This is a genomic window from Paragemmobacter straminiformis (genome assembly GCF_014243445.1).
In the GTDB taxonomy this organism is placed as follows: domain Bacteria; phylum Pseudomonadota; class Alphaproteobacteria; order Rhodobacterales; family Rhodobacteraceae; genus Paragemmobacter; species Paragemmobacter straminiformis.
Genome location: NZ_JACLQD010000002.1, coordinates 460,759 through 478,676, shown reverse-complemented (window position 1 = coordinate 478,676; position 17,918 = coordinate 460,759). Strand labels below are relative to the sequence as shown.

Sequence of the window (17,918 nt, the reverse complement as noted above, 5' to 3'; positions counted from 1 at the left end):
GATGCCGCGTTTGATCAAATTATGCGCATCGCCGCGCAAAGAGCAAGCGCCGTCGCGGCAGGGCGCTCATTTGCCCCGCAACTGCCCGAAAATCAAGCAGTTAGATCAACCCGCGATGCGTTCGACGGCAATGGCGCGCTTTTTCAACTCGTCATGCAGCGTCGGAACCACCCGCACCGCGCCCACCGCCGCGCGCAGGGCCTCGCTCAACCGCGCCTCGCTCGGGCTGCCGCCCACGCGCCACACGATGCGCCGCGCCACGCCATCATCATAGATGATTTCCGTGGCCCCGCCCTTGCCCGTCCGCAAACCGAGGAAATCCGCACCGCCATGCGGCGCGTGGAAGAATGCCTGTTGTCCCATGTTAGGGTCTTTCTGCTCTTGTTGTTGCAAAAAGACTCGTCCAACCCCGCCTTTCGGTCAACCCACGCCTGCGTGAGCAGCGCCTCCTGCGCCGAATCGGTCACACCGCCGGATCGTAGGGCGGTTTTGCCAGCACGCCCGACAGGATCGACACGCCCCGCCCAAAGGCCTCGGGCGAGATGTTTCCCGCAAAGGCCAGACGCACCGCATGGGGCGCCCGCGCATGGCTCAGCGCATATTCGTCGGCCGACCGGACAAGCACGCCCGCCGCCTCGGCCTCGCGGGTAAAGGTCGATCCGCGCCATCCCTGCGGCAGGCGCAGGAAGGCAAAGCGCAACCCCCTTTGCCATGTCAGATCATACCGCCCGAGGGCCGCCACCACCGTCTCGACCTTGGCCGCCAGTTCCTCGGCCACGCGCGACCTGATCTCGGCCGCCGCGCCGCTTTCGAAAAGATGCAGGCAGATGTCCGACACAGGCTTTGCCAGCGCGAAATAGGTGTGCTGCGCCGTGATCCGCCCCGTCTCGCCCATGCCCGAGGGGCAGACGATATAGCCGAACCGCAGTGCCGCACTGATCGTCTTTGACAGGCTGCCCACATGCCAGACCCGCTCGGGCGCAAGCGCGCGCAAGGTCGGCCAATCCGATTCAGACAGGCTGTAGCAATCGTCCTCGATCACCTGAAGGTCGAAATGCCGCGCCAGCGCGACGATCTTTTGCCGCCGCTCCAGCGACATCCGCGCGCCGGTCGGGTTCTGCGCCTCGGGGGTCACGCAAAGCACCTGCGCCCCGTGGCGGCGACAGGCGGCTTCCAGCGCCTCGGGAACCAGTCCCTCGGCATCGGTCTCGACCCCCACAACATCGGCCCGCGCCAGCCGCGCGGCATAGCGAAAGCCGGGATAGGCCAGATCCTCGGTCAGCACCACGGGCCGGTCCCCGCGCAGGCAACACAGCAGGATCAGGCTGATGGCGTTCTGGCCGCCCGCCGTCAGGGCGATGTCATCGGGTCCGAATGCCCCCAGAACCCGGTCGCCCAGCCAGTCGCAGACAGCCGCCCGCAGCGGCATTTCGGCCCGCTGCGTGGTATAGTCCACCCAATCCGGCCCGATGGTGCGCGACAGGGCCACCAGCGCCGCCGAAATCGCCTCACTCTGTCCCACTTCGGGCAGGCGCGGCGCGCGCAGGTCGATCCGCCCGCCATTCTCGCGCTCGATGATCAAGGGTTGGGTCGGCCCCAGACGCGGCACCCGCGCCGCGACAAAGGTGCCGCGCCCCACGGTCGCCGCAAGCAATCCCTCTTGCGTGGCAAGGGCATAGGCGCGGCTCACCGTTCCCGCCGTCACCCCCAAAGCCCAGGCAAGGTCGCGCACCGTGGGCAGTTGCGCCCCTTCGGCCAATTCCCCCGCACGGATCGCCTCGCGCAGCGCCCGGCTCAGCGCGAGGTATTTCGGACCCGGATATTGTGCCAGATCGGGCTTCCATATTGTGTCAGTCACAATGTTCCTCTGGCATTGATACACGGCGCATTGTATCAATTCACAACGGAAACGCAACAATTGTATCGACACAAAGGAAAGATCATGTCCTCCCGGCCTTACGCCCTGCCCCAGTCCGCGAGCCTGCCGCCGCTGTCGCGCATGCTGGTCTCGGTCGCGCTGGCGCTTGCCGCTTGGGAAGACCGCCGCCGCACACGCTCGTCGCTGGCGCGTCTTGATGGTCACCTGCTCAATGACATCGGCCTCGGCGCGGATCGCGCGGCCCTCGAATGCGCCAAACCCTTCTGGCGCGACTGATCCGGCAACGGACCCCTGACTGGACGGGCCGCGATCCCTCGTGGCCCATTTTTTCTTACACCCGCAGCGGATCGGCCTTGGCCAGACGGTCAAAGGCCATCAGGCTTTCGACCAGCGCCGCCATCTGCGAAAGCGGAATCATGTTCGGCCCGTCGCTCGGCGCGGTATCGGGCGCCTCGTGCGTTTCGATGAACACGCCGGCAATGCCCAAAGCCACCGCGCAACGCGCCATCACGGGCGCGAATTCGCGCTGCCCGCCGCTGGAATTGCCCTGCCCGCCGGGTTGCTGCACCGAATGGGTGGCATCCATGATCACCGGATAGCCCGTCTTCTCCATCGTCGGCAGCGACCGCATGTCCGCCACCAGCGTATTGTATCCGAAACTCGTGCCGCGCTCGGTCAGCAAGATCCGGTCATTTCCGGTCGAGGCGACCTTTTCGGCCACGTTCGCCATATCCCACGGGGCCAGAAACTGCCCCTTCTTGATATTGACGACCGCGCCGGTTTCTCCGGCGGCAACCAGCATGTCGGTCTGGCGGCACAGAAAGGCGGGTATCTGGATCACATCCACCACCGCCGCCGCCGCCCGCGCCTGTTCGGGGTCATGCACATCGGTCAGCACCGGCATTCCCATGCCGCGCACGGCCTCGAGCACCTTCAGCCCCGCCTCCATGCCCATGCCACGCTTGCCCTTCAGGCTGGTGCGGTTGGCCTTGTCGTAGCTGGCCTTGAACACGTATTGCGCGCCCGCCTTGGCGCAGGCTTCCGCCATCACCCCCGCGATCATCTGCGCATGGTCCAGACTTTCCAGCTGGCACGGTCCGGCAATCACCAGAAGCGGGCTGTCGTTCGAAACCGACAGCCCGCCGATCTTCACAGTTTTCATATCCTCATCCTCAGGCCGAGACCTGTTCGCGCAAGATCGCGGCGGTCATCGAGATGAGCAGGTATATACCGGCAAAGATGATCAGTGCCACCAGCGTATTCTCGAAAGCCCGCGGATAGGTCGCCACATCCGGCGCGACCGGCGAAACCGAGATCGACACGTAGCGCGCCTGTCGGTTCGCCTCGATCCGCGCCAGCTCCATCGTCTCGAGCGCCTTAGACAGCATCACCTGCCGCGTCTCCGCATCGGCATCGGCAATCGTCATCTCGCTCTTCATCCGCGCCAGCGACTGGCCCTCGCTGTCGTTCTCGACCAGCTTGGCCCGCAACAGCGAGATTTCGTTCTCAAGCGTCGCGATCCGCCGTTTCAGCGGGTCGAGCCGCGCCTGATTGGGGTTCTTGTTCGACTCGATCTGCGCGATGGACAGACGGTCCTGCGTCAACTGCCCTTCCAGCGTGCTGATCTGGCTGGTGATCAGCGACACCTCGACATCCGACGACAGCACCTTGAACCGCTCTTGCAGGTCCACCGCCCGTTGCCGCGCCTCGAGCAGCGCCCTTTCCGCGTCCTGATAATTCTCGCGCGCGCCCTTCATGCCCTCTTCGCGCAGGCGCTGCGTCAGCTTGTCGACCTGCTCCTCGGCATAGCCGATCAATTGCTGCGACATCCGCACCGACAGATCCGCATCGGGGGTGATGACCTCGAGCCTGATGATCCCCTCGGTCGGGTCATAGGAAATGCGGATCATCTTCTGGTAAAGCGAATAGGTCGCCTCGTCCGTCGCATCCGGTTCCAGCCGTTGCAGCGGGTCGATGCTCTCGGCGCTGAACACCTTGCGGAAGCCCAGATCGCGGTCCAGCCGCAACATCGCATCGCGCGATTGCAGATAGCCCTGGATCGCGATGGAATCCTGCATGTTCAGCATCGGGTTCGACTGCAACCCGCCCATCGACGTGCCCGTCGCGGTGGGCGGCATCGCGGTCTGGATGATGAACTCGGTCTTGCTGGCATAAAGCGGTGTGGCGATGGTGTAATAGTAGATACCCGCCAAAAGTCCGGGCAGCCCGACAAAGAACAGCAGTCGCAGCATCAGCAGGAACGACCGCCGCTTGCGGCGACGCGCCAGATCTTCCTGCATCTTGCGGATTTCGGCGGCGTGGTTCATCTCGGCCCGCTGGTCGGGCGCGGGCAGCTTCATCGGCTTGATCGTCTCGGGCAGGCGCTGCTGCGCGGGCACAAGGGCGGTGTTGCGCGGGGCAGCACCCTCTTCCTCGTCCTCGGCCAGAACCTCGATCATCGCGCCGCGCTGGAACGGGTCGATCCCCGCCGCCCGCAACAGCCGCACCGCGTCGAAATCCGAGGTGGCGGGCAGGCCGTATTTCTGCGCCATGCGCCGCGCCATGCGCAGTTGCCGCCCCGTCAGCCCCTCGCGGCGGATCGCATCGATATCGGAATTGGCCGCCACATCCTCGGGTGTCGCAGGCGCGGGCGCCCGTGCCGTGGGAAAGGGCTCCGACCCGAAGCCGTCCTCGGCCACTTCGAACAATTGCTCGGCCTGCACCTGTGCCGGGGCCTGCCCTGCCCCCGCCGCGATCCGCTGGCGCGGCGCGGTCGAGGTTTGCGCAATCGCCGCAGGCACGGGCCGCGCCGACGCCTGCGTCGCCACGCGTGGCGCCGCCGTGACCACAGGCTCGGCCACCGGATCCGGACGCCGCGTGTTGAACCGCTTAACCTTGAGTTTCATAATCGTAGAGCCGTTTCGCTTCTTCGAGTGTGTCGAACATGTACAACTGCCCGTGGCGCAGCACCGCCGCCGACCGGCAGAATTTCTCGATGGTCGAGGGCTGGTGCGACACCACGATCACCGTGGCATTCTCCAGCTTCTCGCGCAGGATCGTGCCTGCCTTTCGGTTGAACTCGGGGTCGGTCGAATTGGGCATCCCCTCGTCGATCAGATAGATGTCGAAATCCAGCGCCAGCAGCAGCGAGAACGAGAACCGCGACCGCATCCCCGACGAATAGGTGCCGACCGGACGGTCGAAATATTCCCCGATCCCGCAGACCCAGCGGCAAAAGCTTTCCACATAGTCGGGATCAAGCCCGTAAAGCCGTGCCACGTAGCGCGCGTTCTCTGTCGCCGAATGGCGCGACACCACCCCGCCCATGAAGCCCAGCGGAAAGGAAATGCGCGACCGCCGCGTGATCGTGCCCTCGTCCGCCTGTTCAAGACCGGCCATCATGTTGATCAGCGTCGTCTTTCCCGTGCCGTTCGGAGCAAGAATCCCGAGGGAGTTGCCCAGATCGACGCGGAACGAAGCACGGTCGAGGATCACCTTGCGCGTCTTGCCGGTCCAGAAGGACTTCGAGACGTTGTCGAACTCGATCATACAGCACCCTCGCGGCCCGCCTTGGCGTCGGGACCGACTGCCCTCACCGGCGTTTCATGACGCCTTTGGGATGATATTAGCCATCCTTTAAGGCATCATTATGGTGCAAACGATGTACCATTTACAATGGTCCGCTGCGGGCGTGATTGTTTCAGCGCCCGATGATGCGCGACAGCCCCAGCGCAAAGGGTCCGGCCAGCAGCGAAATCGCCAGACCAAGGCGCGCCGCTTCAGACATGGCACCGCCCGGAAGGGCCGTGTCTATGGCCAGAACCGGCGCGGTGAAGCCCATTCCCGAAATCACCGCGATCAGCACAAGGTCGCGGATCCGCACCCCCGCAGGCATGGGCAGACGGAACAGCCGCGCCGCAAGCAAGGCCCCCAGCACCAGCCCGACGGGCTTGCCGATCCACAGCGCCGCTAGCACCGTCAGCGTCGTCGGCGCATAGGCCTGCAAGTCGATTCCGCCCCGCGTCAGCCCGAACAGGAACAAGACCAGCGCCAAGGGCCGCACCATCATATGCGCAAGCCGGTTCAAGGGATCGTGCAGGAATTCCTCGGCCTCGGCGAACAGGCCAAAGGCGCGGTCGGCATGGGGAATCACCACCAGCACCGGCAACAACCCCAGCTCCGCCGGAAGACCCGAGGCCGCCACCCCGATCCAGCTTGCGATCCCCGCCGCGACATAGGGCCAAAGCACCATCGCCCGCCGCCGCGCCAACTCGGTCCGCCCCGCTACAGGCATCCGCCCGTAGCTGCGATAGACCAGCCCGCAGGCCAGAATGGGCAACAGCAGCCACAGCAGTTTCAACCCCGTCGCCGGATAGGCAAAGCCAAGGATCAGCGTGCCAAGGATATTGCTGGCGATCGTGGTCAGCAGCAGCAGATGCAGCGCCGGATGCCCGCCGCCGAACACCCGCCGGCCCACGACATAGCCGATCACGATCTCGGACCCGATGGGCACGGGCCACCCGGCCCCCGCCGTCGCCTCGTAGGCCGTCTCGAACCTTGCGCCATACAGCAGCCAGACCAGAACCGACCCCAGCATCGCCCCCAGCACGGCCCCCGCGGGCAGCATCGCGCGCCGTCCCGCCAAGGCCCCGCGCGACAGGACAAGCGCCTCCCACAATTCCTTGCCGACAAAGAACAGGAACAGCGACATCAGCACATCCGACACGATGGCCATCGGCGTCACGACCACCGCATCCCCCGCAATCCACGCGGGCAAAGGCCGGTCGATCAGCCGCCATTCGATGGCGTCGTAATAGCTTCCCGGCCACAGGTTGACCCAAACCGTCGCCAGCGCGATGCCACCCAGCAACGCCCAGGCAAAGCGGCGAACAAAGGGCGAGACGCGATACATCGAAAACCGTCACGTTAAAGGGGATGAAGTTGCTTGCCGCCTACGCCTCTGCGCGGGCGCAGACAAGGCAACCTTGGCGATTGCGCCACGGGTGTTGCCCCGCAGCCATGCGCGCGCCATCCTAGCGCGATGCAAAGCCCGCCCTTCCCCGATCTGGTGGCCGAAATCCGCGCCTGCACCCTCTGCGCCGCGCGGTTCTCGGCCACCGCCACCGCCCATACTCCGCGCCCCGTGCCGTGGTTCGCGCCGACCGCCCGCATCCTGATCGCAGGGCAAGCCCCCGGCGCGCGGGTCCACGCATCGGGCCGCCCCTTCACCGATCCCTCGGGCGACCGCCTGCGCGACTGGACCGGCCTGACCGAAGCCTGTTTTTACGACATGACCCGCATCGCCATCGTGCCCATGGCCTTCTGCTTTCCGGGTTACGATGACAAAGGGGCCGACCTGCCGCCCCCGCCGCTTTGCGCCGCGACATGGCGCGCCCGTGTGATGCAGACCTTACCCGACCTGCGCCTGACCCTCGCCATAGGCGGGGCGGCGATGCGCTGGCACATCGGACCCTCGGCCGCCACGGTCTCGCAGACGGTGGCGGATTGGCGCAGCCATGCCGCGCGCGGCATCTGGCCCTTGCCCCATCCCTCGTGGCGCAATACCGGATGGCTCAAACGCAACCCGTGGTTCGCGGCCGAACTTCTGCCCGCCCTTCGCATAGCCGTCGCCCTCGCCCTCAGGAACGCCCCATGACGCCGCCCAACATGACGCCGCCCACCGTGACGCCTCTCGACGCCGCCCTTGCCGACATGCTCGCCCATCCTTCCGACGATGCCGCGCGCCTGCGCTTCTATCGCACCCTTGCCGATGCCGAACTCTTCCTTCTGCTTCAGGCCGAAGCCAGCGAAGACACCGTCATCCCCCGCGTCTTCGGGCTCGAGGACGGTCCCGTCCTCCTTGCCTTCGACCTCGAGGAACGACTTGCCGCCTTTGCCGAAGGCCCCGCCCCCTATGCGGCCCTGCCCGGTCGCATCATCGCCGCCCAACTTGCCGGGCAAGAGACCGGGCTTGGCCTGAACCTCGGCAGCGACCCCTCGCTCATCCTTCCGGCCGAGGCGATGGACTGGCTTGCCGCCACCCTTTCGGGCGGACCGACCGAAACCACAGCGACCCCTGTCGCCTTCGCCGCCCCCAAGGCGCCCGAACGGCTGATCGCCGCGTTGTCGGAAAAACTCGCCCGCGCGGGGGGGCTTGCCCGCAGCGCGCATCTTGCGGCCGTCGATTACAGCGATGGCCGCCGCAGCCATATGCTGGCCTTCCTCGATGCCTCTCCGGCGGCGCATGACGCGCTCGCCCGCGCCGCCTCCGAGGCGCTGACCTTCTCGGGCCTCGACGCAGGCGAGATGGACGTGACCTTCCTTGCCGCGACCGACCCTGCCGCAACGGCCCTGCTGCGCGCGGCCCTGCGCTTCGACCTGCCCGAACCCCTCCGCACCGAACCCATTGCCCCCGCAGCCCCGGGGATGGACCCCGACCGCCCCCCGCGCCTGCGCTGACGCGCGCCATCCCCCCGGCCAAGGATGGCCCCCTGCATCGCAAAGGTGGTGGCGGGCGCGGTTTTCACCCGCAAGATCGGCGCTAATTTATGGGGTAATATAATACCGTTTTTGCAAGACACTGTTATTGAACGATTTTATACCAAACCAACCCCTTGACCCCGCAGCCGCTTCACGCGATAAGCCGCCATCCAAGATCCCGGGGGAGCGAAACCCCCGCTTCACTCATAGGGTTCAATATGAAAACCTTCACCGCTACTCCGGCGGACATCGAGAAGAAGTGGATCCTGATCGATGCCGAAGGCATCGTTCTGGGCCGCCTCGCCACGATCGTCGCCAACATCCTGCGCGGCAAGAACAAGCCGACCTTCACCCCCCATATGGACATGGGTGACAACGTCATCGTGATCAACGCCGACAAGATCCAGATGACCGGCAACAAGCGCGAAGACAAGCGTTACTACTGGCACACCGGCCACCCGGGCGGGATCAAGTTCCGCACCGCGCGTCAGGTGCTCGAAGGCGCCCACCCCGAGCGCGTCGTGACCAAAGCGGTCGAGCGTATGATCACCCGCAACAGCCTTGGCCGTCAGCAGATGACCAACCTGCGCGTCTATGCCGGTGCAGCCCATCCGCACGAAGCCCAGCAGCCCACCGTTCTCGACCTCAAGGTCCTGAACCCGAAGAACACGCGGAGCGCCTGATCATGGCTGACATCAAGTCTCTCGACGATCTGAAATCGGCTGTTGCCGGTTCCGCCCCCGCCGTGGCCGAAGCCGCTGCCCCCAAGACCCCGCAGCGCGACTCGCTCGGCCGCTCCTATGCGACCGGCAAGCGCAAGGACGCGGTCGCCCGCGTCTGGGTCAAGCCCGGCACCGGCAAGGTCGTGGTGAACGGCAAGGAAATGGCCGTCTACTTCGCCCGTCCCGTGCTGCAGATGATCCTGAAGCAGCCCTTCACCATCGCCAATGTGGAAGGCCAGTTCGACGTCTTCGCAACGGTCGCCGGTGGCGGTCTTTCGGGTCAGGCCGGCGCGGTCAAGCACGGCATCTCCAAAGCCCTGCAACTCTACGAACCCTCGCTGCGTGGCGCTCTGAAAGCCGCAGGCTTCCTGACCCGCGACAGCCGCGTCGTGGAACGGAAAAAGTACGGCAAGGCCAAAGCCCGCCGTTCCTTCCAGTTCTCCAAGCGCTGATCGCTGGACCCAAGCTTCCGAAAGGCCCGCCCCACGGCGGGCCTTTTGCTTTGCGCGCAGCACTTCGCTTGACAGGCGGAAAGCCGAAAAGCTACCCTTCCGGCCGTGTGGTCAGGGAGAAATCCTAGGTGCTTTCAGCGATTGTCGAAACGACCTACAATCTTTTCGATCAGCTCCATACCCGCCGCCTGCGCAGGTTCTACGCGACAAAATCCTTCGATGCCGTCATCGATGTCGGCTCGCACAAGGGCGAGTTCATCAACCTCGTGGTGGCAGGCCGCACGCCAATCTACTCGTTCGAGCCGCAATCCGCCGTGCGGGACGAGCTGAAGCGCAACACGGCCGACAAGAATGTCATCGAATATTTCGACTGTGCCGTTTCCGACAGGGTCGGAACCGTCGATTTCTACCTCAACAGCCTGTCCTCGACATCCTCGATCAAGGCACCCGCATCAGGCAGCCCGTGGATCCGCTTCAAGACCGCGCTGCTCGGCGGCACGCTGATCAAGGGCAAGACGACGGTGGCGGTGCAGACCCTCGACACAGCGCTGGCCAACCGCATTCCGGCAGGCGCGCGCATCCTGTTGAAGATCGATGTCGAGGGCGCCGAGGGCGAGGTTCTGCGCGGCGCGCGCAACCTCTTTGCAACGCATGATATCACGGCCGTCCAGATCGAGCAGGCAAGCTACCGCATCTACTCGGGCTCCGAGCTCGATCCCGTCCGCATCTTGGCCGAATACGGCTACGACGTCGAGGCTCGCTTCCTCTTTCCGCTCCTGAATTTCAGCGACATCGTCTTTTGCAAGCGCCAGCCCTGAAGCCCCAAACCTGAAGCCTTAACCCCGAAACCGCACCCCTCGGACAGGGCCAGCCCATGCGGGCTTCGGCTTTTGCCACGCTCCGGCTTGCCGCCTATCGCGTTCTGTGAAACCTTCGCGCGCGCAATGTTCCTTGTGGAGAGTATCCTTGACCTCGTTCAAAGCCACCGTGAAACGCATGCTTCCCGCATGGCTGACCGATGCCATCCTGCGCCGGACCACCGCCGGCCTGCTCGACACGGCTTTCACCGGACCGGACATTGCCGCCGACATCCGCGAGAAATACGGCTTCTCCGGCGATCTGCTCGACATCTACACCACAGGCTCGCCGCGCCTCGTGCATAAATGGCACCACTACATCCCGATCTACGACCAGTATTTCGCCAGATGGCGCGGCAAGCCTGTGCGTTTTCTCGAAATCGGCGTGTTCAAGGGCGGGTCGCTTTCCATGTGGCGCCGCTATCTCGGCCCCGAGGCTATCATCTACGGCATCGACATCGACCCCGCCTGCGCGGCCTTCAACGGGCCGGAAGCGCAGGTCCGCATCGGCTCGCAGGACGACCCCGATTTCCTGCGCCGCGTGGTCGAGGAAATGGGTGGTGTCGATGTGGTGCTTGACGATGGCAGCCATATGATGGGCCATATCCGGACAAGCCTCGAAACCCTGTTTCCGCTGCTGTCCGTCGGCGGCACCTACATGGTCGAAGACCTGCACACCGCCTATTGGCGCCTTTACGGCGGCGGCTATTTGCGCCGGACGAATTTCTTCCATCTGGTCCGCGAAATCGTCGACGACATGCACGCCACCTATCACAGCAAGGGCAAGCGTCACGCCGCTGTCTCGGACTGGTGCGCGGGCATCCACCTCCACGATTCCATCGTCGTCCTCGACAAGGCGCAGACCCATCGCCCGACCCATTCGATGGTCATCACCGAACCACCCGCAAGCTAGGGGTCAGGCGACCTGCCCCGCAGCCCAGCCGGATGACCAGGCCCACTGGAAATTATACCCGCCCAGCCAACCGGTTACGTCGACAACCTCACCCACGAAGTAAAGACCGGGAACCCCCTTCGCCTCCATGCTGCGCCCGTCAAGCGCGTCGGTGTCGACGCCGCCCAGCGTCACCTCGGCGGTGCGGTAGCCCTCGGACCCCACGGGCACCAGACGCCAGGCCCCGACCGCCTGCGCCACCTGATCCAGCGTCGCGCGCCCCATCTCGGCCATCGGCCCCGCTACACCCGCCTGCGCCTCGACATGCCGCGCCAGCCGCTCGGGCAGCAGCTTGCCTAACGCCGTGCGCAGCATCGCCCGCCCCGCCGCCTGCTTCTCGCCCCGCAGAAAGGCCGCCACATCCACCCCCGGCGCAAGGTTCAGCACCACCGCCTCGCCCTCGCGCCAATAGCTCGAGATCTGCAACACCGCAGGCCCCGAAAGCCCCCGATGCGTGAACAGCACCGCCTCGTCGAAACCCGTCTTGCCGCAACTCACCCGCGCCGGCAGGGCCACCCCGGACAGCGGCTGCATCCAGTCCAGCTCTTGCGCGGCAAAGGTCAGCGGCACAAGGCCCGGCCGCGTCTCGACCAGCGGCAGCCCGAACGCCTCGGCCACCCGATAGCCGAAGCCCGTCGCCCCCATCTTCGGAATCGACTTGCCCCCCGTCGCCACGATGACCGAGGCCCCCCCGACCGGCCCGCGCGCGGTATCGACCTCGAAGCCGGTCTCCACCCGCCGCACCGCGGACAGGGCGCAGCCCAGCCACAGCTCGCAGCCCGCCTGCGCCATGTCGCGCAGCAGCATCTGCACGATCTGCGTGGCCGACCCGTCGCAGAACAGCTGGCCCAGGGTCTTTTCATGCCAGGCGATTCCCGCCGCATCGACCCGCGCCACGAAATCGCGCGCCGTGTAGCGTTTCAGCGCCGAAAGCGCGAAACGCGGGTTGCGGCTGATGAACCGCTCGGCCCCGACGCCGAGGTTGGTGAAATTGCACCGCCCCCCGCCCGAGATGCGGATCTTCTCGCCCGCGGCCTTGGCATGGTCGATCACCAGCACCCGCCGCCCGCGCCGACCGGCCTCGATCGCGGCGAACATTCCGGCCGCTCCGGCCCCGAGGACGATGACATCATAGCGTTGCATGCCCCAGACCTACCCTTCGCGGCAAGCACGTGCAATCGGCTGCTTTTTTTCGGCAAATCCCCCTTGCAGCCCCCCGCACCCTTCGCTAATAACCCCCCCACGGTTGGGGCGTCGCCAAGTGGTAAGGCAGCGGTTTTTGGTACCGCCATACCTAGGTTCGAATCCTAGCGCCCCAGCCAAAACTCTCCTTGAAACCAGCGATATCAGTGGCTTGCCCGCAAGGATCTGTGCGCGTCTGCGTCGTCGGGTCATGCGGCGTCTTGGTCGGCGGGCTTTCTTGGCCAGCGGGGCGCGGCCTGCGGCATTGGCGGGTGCCAAGGATCGGGCGGTCGTCTGCCCTTTGGCATGCACGGCAGCGCGGCGGCGGGGGGGGCATGACGGCTTGACCGACAGGGCGGCCCCAAACCCGCGCAGCGCATCGCTTCCGGCAGGGATCGATCCGCGTCATGCGCGCCGTGATGGGGGCGCCCGGTTGCGGCGCGCGGAAACATATGCGACCAAGACAGCCACAGGTTAACAAGTGTTCACCCCGAGGATGCATGTCCGCCAATCCGGTCCCTGTCGAGAAGCGGGCCCTCGTCATCGGCTTCCTGTCGACCGTGGGCGATATCGAGGTTCTGTCGCAGGTCGAATCCCGCCTGCGGCAACGGGGCCTTGCCTATGACGTCGCCCCCTTCGTCGAACGCGTCAGGGCCGCCAATTCCGCTTGGGTCGATGCCCGCCGCGTCGATCCCGCGCGCTACACGCATCTGATCGTGGTCTGCGGCCCCTTCTCCGAATTCCTGATGCGCCAGCAGCGCGACATCTATGCCCGCTTCGCCAATTGCGTCTGGATCGGCGTCAACCTGTCGATGATCGACCCGACCGACCGCTTCGATCCCTTCGATGCCCTGCTCGAACGCGACAGCGCAAAGGGGGCCAAGCCCGATCTCAGCCTGCTCGAACCCGTCGCGCGCGTTCCGGTCGTCGGTCTGTGCCTTGCCGGTCGCCAACCCGAATACGGCAAGCGCCAGCGCCACGGCCTTGCCGAAAGCAGACTGCGCGCCCTCGCACAGCGCCACGGCGCGGCAGTGCTGGACCTTGATACGAAATGGCCCGCATGGCGCAACAGGCAGGGCACCGCCACGCCCGCGCAATTCGAATCCCTGCTCGCGCGGGTCGATGTGCTTCTGACCACGCGGCTTCACGGCACGGTGCTGGCGCTCAAGAATGCGGTGCCGGTCATCGCCATCGACGCCATCGCCGGTGGTGACAAGGTCACGCAACAGGCCCGCGCCCTCGGCTGGCCCGAGGTGTTCGACGCGGAAACCGTCTCCGACGCGGCGCTCGATGCCGCATTGTCGCGCTGCCTCTCCCCCGGGGCAAAGGCCGAGGCACGCGCCGCAGCCGAAGCGGCGATGCGCCAGCTCGACGGGTTCGACGCGGCCTTCGCTGCGGCATTTGAGGCGCAGGCGGGCAAGCGGTCCGCCGCGCTCGGCTCGCCGCTCTCGAACGAGATCCGGCGGCGCTGGATCCTCTACCGTCAGGGCCGCAAATCGCGGAAGGGGCTGGAATGACCTCTCATGCCGTCGTCATGGCCTGCAACGCGGGCTATGCGCCCTATGCCTTTTGCATGGCCGAACAGATCGCCCGCGCCCATCCGGACCGCGATTTCGACATCTGCATCTTTTCCGACGAGGCCCTGGCGCTTCCCCCCTCGCTCGCGGCGCTTGGCTTGCGGCTCGTCACGCTCGGGGCCGACAACCCCTTTCTCGACATCCCGAACCCCAGCCGCCACGGGCATTCCACCTATCTGCGCCTGCTCGTGCCGCAGCATCTCGGGCAAAGCTACGACCGCATCCTTTACCTCGACAGCGACATCCTCCTGCACGGCGGTGGACTTGACCGGCTCATGCGGGCCGATCTGCATGGCCGTGCCATCGGGGCGGTGCGCGACCACCAGCAATGGCGCAACCCCGCGCGGCAGGTCGCGGAATTCAGGCGGATGGGCCTGCCCCAAGCCGGCTATTTCAACGCCGGAGTGCTTTTGATCGACGTCGCGCGCTTCGCGGCGAAAGAGGTTCTGCCCAGGGCAATCGCCCTCATGCGGGGCAAGCCCGAAGTGCTGCTTCGCCACGACCAATCCCTGCTGAACCTGCTGCTGCGCGATGACTGGGCCGAACTCAGCCCCGTGTGGAACTGGCAATACACCTCGGCCTCGCGCCATTTCGCGGCCTTGGCCGAACCGCGCCTGCTGCATTTCATCGGGTCGCGCAAACCCTGGGCCGACCTGAAGAACCAGCTTCCGGCCTCGTTCCGGCGGACCTACCGCGATTTCCAGACCCGCCACTACCCCGACCGCCCTGACATCTGCACCGCCGATCCTTCGGCGCTGGGATGGCCCGACAAACTGGCAAGCTCGCTCCTCCGCCATGCCATCAGCGCAGGGCGGATGCACAGCTACCTTGCCCGCTTCCCCGACCCGTTCCGCGCCGCCCCCTGAAACGCCGCACCACGCCGCCGCGCAAAACCGGTGGAAAATTCGCGCAACCGGCGTAACCTGTCTTATCCGGGCCGGTTGCAGAGGGCGCCATGCAAGATCCCACACTTCTGGTCGGCACCACCAAGGGCGCCTTCCTGCTTGAACGCACCGCGAACAAGGATTGGGCGCTGCGCGGTCCCTTCTGCGACCGCTGGCCAATCAACCACATGGTGGGCCGTGGCCGGAACCTCTGGGCCGCAGGCGGGGGCGAATGGAACGGGGCGGGCATCTGGCGGTCGACCGATGGCGGCGAAAGCTGGACCCTGTCCAAGCTCTCGAACGGCAAGGGTGACGCCTTCCTTGCCGAACATCCCGAAATCGCGGCGCAGATCGGCCAGACAGCCGCGCCCCCTGCCCCCTATACGGGCCGCGTTTCCGACATCTGGTCGCTGCACATGGCGGGCGACACGCTTTACGCGGGTGCCAAGCCTGCCACGCTCTTTGCCAGCCATGACGGCGGCGTCACATGGGAACCGGTCGAGGGCCTGACAAACCACCCCTCGGGGCCAAGCTGGGAGCCGGGGGCCGCGGGCCTTGTGCTGCATACCATCCTGCACGACCCTGCCCGCCCCGCGCACCTCTGGGTCGGCATCTCTGCCGCAGGGGTCTTTGCCAGCGAGGACGGCGGCGCCACATGGGAGCGGCGGAACCGTCTTGCCAACGAACCCGCCGACCACGGCGATTGCGGCCATGACATCGGCTTTTGCGTGCATAACATGGCGCGGGCCACGGGGTCCGACCTCATCTACCAGCAAAACCACCACGGCGTTTTCCGCAGCCCCGATGGCGGCCGCTCGTGGCACGACATCACGGCAGGCCTGCCTTCGAGCTTCGGCTTCCCCATCGCGGTGAACCCGCATGATCCGCGCATGATCTGGACCTTGCCGCTGAACGGCGACACCAAGGGCCGCTTTCCACCCGACGCGCGCGCGCTTGTCTGGCGGTCCTGCGACGGGGGCGACACATGGCAGGGCTTCGGCGCGGGCCTGCCAGACCGCAACTGCTATTTCACCGTGCTGCGTCAGGCGATGGCGACCGATCACAACACACCTGCAGGCGTCTATTTCGGCACCAACTCGGGCAGCGTCTTTGCCAGCCATGACGCGGGCGAAAGCTGGCAGGCCGTGGCGAACCATCTGCCCACGGTGCTTTGCGTGGAAACCCTGTCGCGCGGCTGAACCGGCCCGCCACAGGCATCGGCGAGAGATTGCCACCCGCACCGGCGCGCGGCATGCCGCGCCCTGCCGCAGCCCCTGCATTCTTGACACGCCCCCAAGGCTGGTCCACACCCCCCGAACCCCGAACTGCCGCCAAAGGCTTTCACCGGCCAGAACCGCAAGGATTTCAACGTGTCCCGTATCCTGCCCGTATCCTTTGCCCTCGTCGCCTCCGCAGCGCTTACCGCTTGCGGCGCGACGACCGAAATCCGCATGTATCCCGTCTCGGGCCCGCTGTCGCAGGAACAACCGCTTCCCGTGATCGAAGCCTCGGCCAAGAACGCCAAGGAAGCCTCGGGCAACCTGACCTTCCGCCTGCCCGACGGCACCCGCTGCGCCGGCACCTGGGCCTCGGTCGCGCCCAAGGTCGTCTCGAAGAAGCGCGGCCTCTCGCTGCGCCTCTCGGGTCCCGGCGGCGACTACGGTCGCGAGATCGAAACCGTCGGCGGCGTGAACCCGGGCGAGCTGTTCGCCGTCTGCCGCGACAACACGCAGGTTCAGGGCGAATTCGTCATGGGCAGCGGCACCACCAGCGGCACCGGTCAGGCGACCGACACGCGCGGCAACACCTACCGCCTGCTTTTCTGATCCAACGCCTCGGCCAGCAGCCCGGTCACCAGACCGGGCGGCACATCCTCGGCGACAAAGGCCTCGCCGATGCCGCGCGCCAGAACAAAGCGCAGCCGCCCGTCGATCACCTTCTTGTCCTGCCCCATCAGCGCCACCAATGCGGCGGCATCTGGCAGATCACCCGGAATATCGGCCAGATCGACCTTCATCCCCATGCCGCGCAAATGCGCCCGCACGCGGCTCGGCGCTTCCTGCGAACACAGGCCCATGCGCTGCGACAGCTCGAAGGCCAGCGCGCAGCCGATGGCGACCCCCTCGCCATGCAGCAACCGCTCGCCGTAGCCCGTGGCCTTTTCCAGCGCATGGCAGAAGGTATGCCCAAGGTTCAGAAGCGCGCGCTCGCCCTCTTCCGTCTCGTCGCGCGACACGATCCCGGCCTTCATCTCGACCGAACGGCGCACCGCGAATTGCCGCGCCACGGCATCGCCCGCCGCCATGCGCGGCCCGTTCGCCTCGAGCCAGTCGAAGAAGGCGGCATCGCCCAGCAGCCCGTATTTCACCACCTCGCCATAGCCGGCCAGAAAATCGCGGGCGGGCAGCGTGGCCAGCACATCGATATCCGCCAGCACAAGCGAGGGTTGGTGAAACGCGCCCACAAGGTTCTTGCCCTGCGCGGTGTTGATCCCCGTCTTGCCGCCGACCGAACTGTCGACCTGCGCCAGCAGCGTCGTGGGAAGCTGCACGAAGCGCACACCCCGCCGCAAGACCGCACAGGCAAAGCCGACCAGATCGCCCACGACCCCGCCGCCAAAGGCCACCACCACATCGCGCCGCTCGACCTTTTCCTCAAGCAGCCATTCCACCGTGCGCGAGAACTGCGGCCAGCCCTTGGTGCCTTCCCCCGGCGGCAAAGCGAGTGCTGACACGGCGATGCCCTCGGCCTCGAACGCGGCCACCAGCGCCGCCAGATGCGCTGCGGCCACCGTCTCGTCCGTGACGACCGCCACCTTGCGCCGCTTCAGCAGGGGCGCAATCTCTGCCCCCGCCCGCCCGATCAGGCCGGGACCGATCCGCACCTCATAGGACCGTGAACCCAGATCCACGGCGACGGTATCGATGCCCATA

19 protein-coding genes and 1 tRNA gene are annotated in these 17,918 nt (G+C 66.1%); 12 read left to right on the top strand and 8 right to left on the bottom strand.

Features of this window, described 5'->3' with window-relative positions:
• Positions 1–105 precede the first annotated feature (105 nt).
• On the bottom strand, positions 106–363 hold the full coding sequence (locus tag H7F16_RS08110) for a hypothetical protein (protein ID WP_185797066.1): 258 nt from the start codon (positions 361–363) through the stop codon (positions 106–108).
• Between the two features lie 100 nt (positions 364–463).
• Complete coding sequence (locus H7F16_RS08105) at positions 464–1,858, bottom strand: aminotransferase class I/II-fold pyridoxal phosphate-dependent enzyme (RefSeq protein WP_185797065.1); 1,395 nt, start codon at positions 1,856–1,858, stop codon at positions 464–466.
• Positions 1,859–1,942: 84 nt separating this feature from the next.
• Between H7F16_RS08105 and H7F16_RS08100 the strand changes: the two genes are divergently transcribed.
• Positions 1,943–2,155 carry a DUF1127 domain-containing protein gene (locus tag H7F16_RS08100; RefSeq protein ID WP_185797064.1) on the top strand — a complete coding sequence of 71 codons (213 nt, stop codon included), beginning with the start codon at positions 1,943–1,945 and terminating at the stop codon, positions 2,153–2,155.
• Between the two features lie 55 nt (positions 2,156–2,210).
• On the opposite strand, the gene kdsA is transcribed toward H7F16_RS08100, so the two are convergent.
• The 4 genes from kdsA to H7F16_RS08080 form a co-directional block, all read right to left on the bottom strand.
• A complete protein-coding gene (kdsA, locus tag H7F16_RS08095; RefSeq protein ID WP_185797063.1) occupies positions 2,211–3,041 on the bottom strand; it encodes a 3-deoxy-8-phosphooctulonate synthase in 831 nt (276 codons plus the stop codon).
• A gap of 10 nt (positions 3,042–3,051) precedes the next feature.
• A complete protein-coding gene (locus tag H7F16_RS08090) occupies positions 3,052–4,785 on the bottom strand; it encodes a KpsE/RkpR family capsule polysaccharide export protein (protein WP_185797062.1) in 1,734 nt (577 codons plus the stop codon).
• Positions 4,769–5,428: an ABC transporter ATP-binding protein gene (locus H7F16_RS08085; RefSeq protein WP_185797061.1), complete on the bottom strand. Its 660-nt coding sequence runs from the start codon at positions 5,426–5,428 to the stop codon at positions 4,769–4,771. Before H7F16_RS08085 ends, H7F16_RS08090 begins: the two co-directional genes overlap by 17 nt.
• A 151-nt stretch (positions 5,429–5,579) precedes the next feature.
• Positions 5,580–6,791, bottom strand: coding sequence for a Na+/H+ antiporter NhaA (locus H7F16_RS08080; protein ID WP_185797060.1), 1,212 nt, complete (start codon positions 6,789–6,791; stop codon positions 5,580–5,582).
• Between the two features lie 129 nt (positions 6,792–6,920).
• Here H7F16_RS08080 and H7F16_RS08075 point away from each other — a divergent pair, with 129 nt between their 5' ends.
• The 6 genes from H7F16_RS08075 to H7F16_RS08050 all read left to right on the top strand — a co-directional run bounded on the left by H7F16_RS08075 (position 6,921) and on the right by H7F16_RS08050 (position 11,303).
• A complete protein-coding gene (locus H7F16_RS08075; RefSeq protein WP_185797059.1) occupies positions 6,921–7,535 on the top strand; it encodes a uracil-DNA glycosylase family protein in 615 nt (204 codons plus the stop codon).
• 26 nt (positions 7,536–7,561) lie between these two features.
• Positions 7,562–8,338 (top strand): SseB family protein, encoded by a 777-nt coding sequence (locus tag H7F16_RS08070; protein ID WP_185797544.1) that lies wholly within the window; start codon positions 7,562–7,564, stop codon positions 8,336–8,338.
• A 239-nt stretch (positions 8,339–8,577) separates the two neighbouring features.
• A complete protein-coding gene (rplM, locus tag H7F16_RS08065; RefSeq protein ID WP_185797058.1) occupies positions 8,578–9,042 on the top strand; it encodes a 50S ribosomal protein L13 in 465 nt (154 codons plus the stop codon).
• 2 nt (positions 9,043–9,044) lie between these two features.
• Positions 9,045–9,533 carry a 30S ribosomal protein S9 gene (gene rpsI / locus H7F16_RS08060; protein WP_185797057.1) on the top strand — a complete coding sequence of 163 codons (489 nt, stop codon included), beginning with the start codon at positions 9,045–9,047 and terminating at the stop codon, positions 9,531–9,533.
• A 128-nt stretch (positions 9,534–9,661) separates the two neighbouring features.
• Positions 9,662–10,351: an FkbM family methyltransferase gene (locus H7F16_RS08055; protein ID WP_185797056.1), complete on the top strand. Its 690-nt coding sequence runs from the start codon at positions 9,662–9,664 to the stop codon at positions 10,349–10,351.
• Positions 10,352–10,529: 178 nt separating this feature from the next.
• A complete protein-coding gene (locus H7F16_RS08050) occupies positions 10,530–11,303 on the top strand; it encodes a class I SAM-dependent methyltransferase (protein ID WP_185797543.1) in 774 nt (257 codons plus the stop codon).
• A gap of 3 nt (positions 11,304–11,306) precedes the next feature.
• Here the strand turns inward: H7F16_RS08050 and H7F16_RS08045 are convergent, their stop codons facing one another.
• Complete coding sequence (locus H7F16_RS08045) at positions 11,307–12,485, bottom strand: BaiN/RdsA family NAD(P)/FAD-dependent oxidoreductase (RefSeq protein ID WP_185797055.1); 1,179 nt, start codon at positions 12,483–12,485, stop codon at positions 11,307–11,309.
• A gap of 104 nt (positions 12,486–12,589) precedes the next feature.
• On the opposite strand from H7F16_RS08045, the gene H7F16_RS08040 reads away from it, so the two are divergent.
• The 5 genes from H7F16_RS08040 to H7F16_RS08020 all read left to right on the top strand — a co-directional run bounded on the left by H7F16_RS08040 (position 12,590) and on the right by H7F16_RS08020 (position 16,811).
• A tRNA-Gln gene (locus H7F16_RS08040) sits at positions 12,590–12,664 on the top strand.
• Between the two features lie 360 nt (positions 12,665–13,024).
• Positions 13,025–14,041 carry a polysaccharide pyruvyl transferase family protein gene (locus tag H7F16_RS08035; protein WP_185797054.1) on the top strand — a complete coding sequence of 339 codons (1,017 nt, stop codon included), beginning with the start codon at positions 13,025–13,027 and terminating at the stop codon, positions 14,039–14,041.
• Entirely contained in the window at positions 14,038–14,967 is a 930-nt protein-coding gene (locus H7F16_RS08030) for a glycosyltransferase family 8 protein (protein WP_185797053.1), read from the top strand. The genes H7F16_RS08035 and H7F16_RS08030 overlap by 4 nt, the downstream gene beginning before the upstream one ends.
• Before the next feature lie 89 nt (positions 14,968–15,056).
• The gene (locus tag H7F16_RS08025) at positions 15,057–16,184 is read left to right on the top strand and encodes a WD40/YVTN/BNR-like repeat-containing protein (RefSeq protein ID WP_185797052.1); all 1,128 of its coding nucleotides are present in this window, start codon (positions 15,057–15,059) and stop codon (positions 16,182–16,184) included.
• Positions 16,185–16,355: 171 nt separating this feature from the next.
• The gene (locus H7F16_RS08020) at positions 16,356–16,811 is read left to right on the top strand and encodes a hypothetical protein (protein WP_185797051.1); all 456 of its coding nucleotides are present in this window, start codon (positions 16,356–16,358) and stop codon (positions 16,809–16,811) included.
• Here H7F16_RS08020 and aroB read toward each other — a convergent pair.
• The gene (aroB, locus tag H7F16_RS08015) at positions 16,793–17,917 is read right to left on the bottom strand and encodes a 3-dehydroquinate synthase (RefSeq protein ID WP_185797050.1); all 1,125 of its coding nucleotides are present in this window, start codon (positions 17,915–17,917) and stop codon (positions 16,793–16,795) included. The two genes, H7F16_RS08020 and aroB, sit on opposite strands and share 19 nt — an antisense overlap.
• Between the last annotated feature and the right edge of the window lies 1 nt (position 17,918).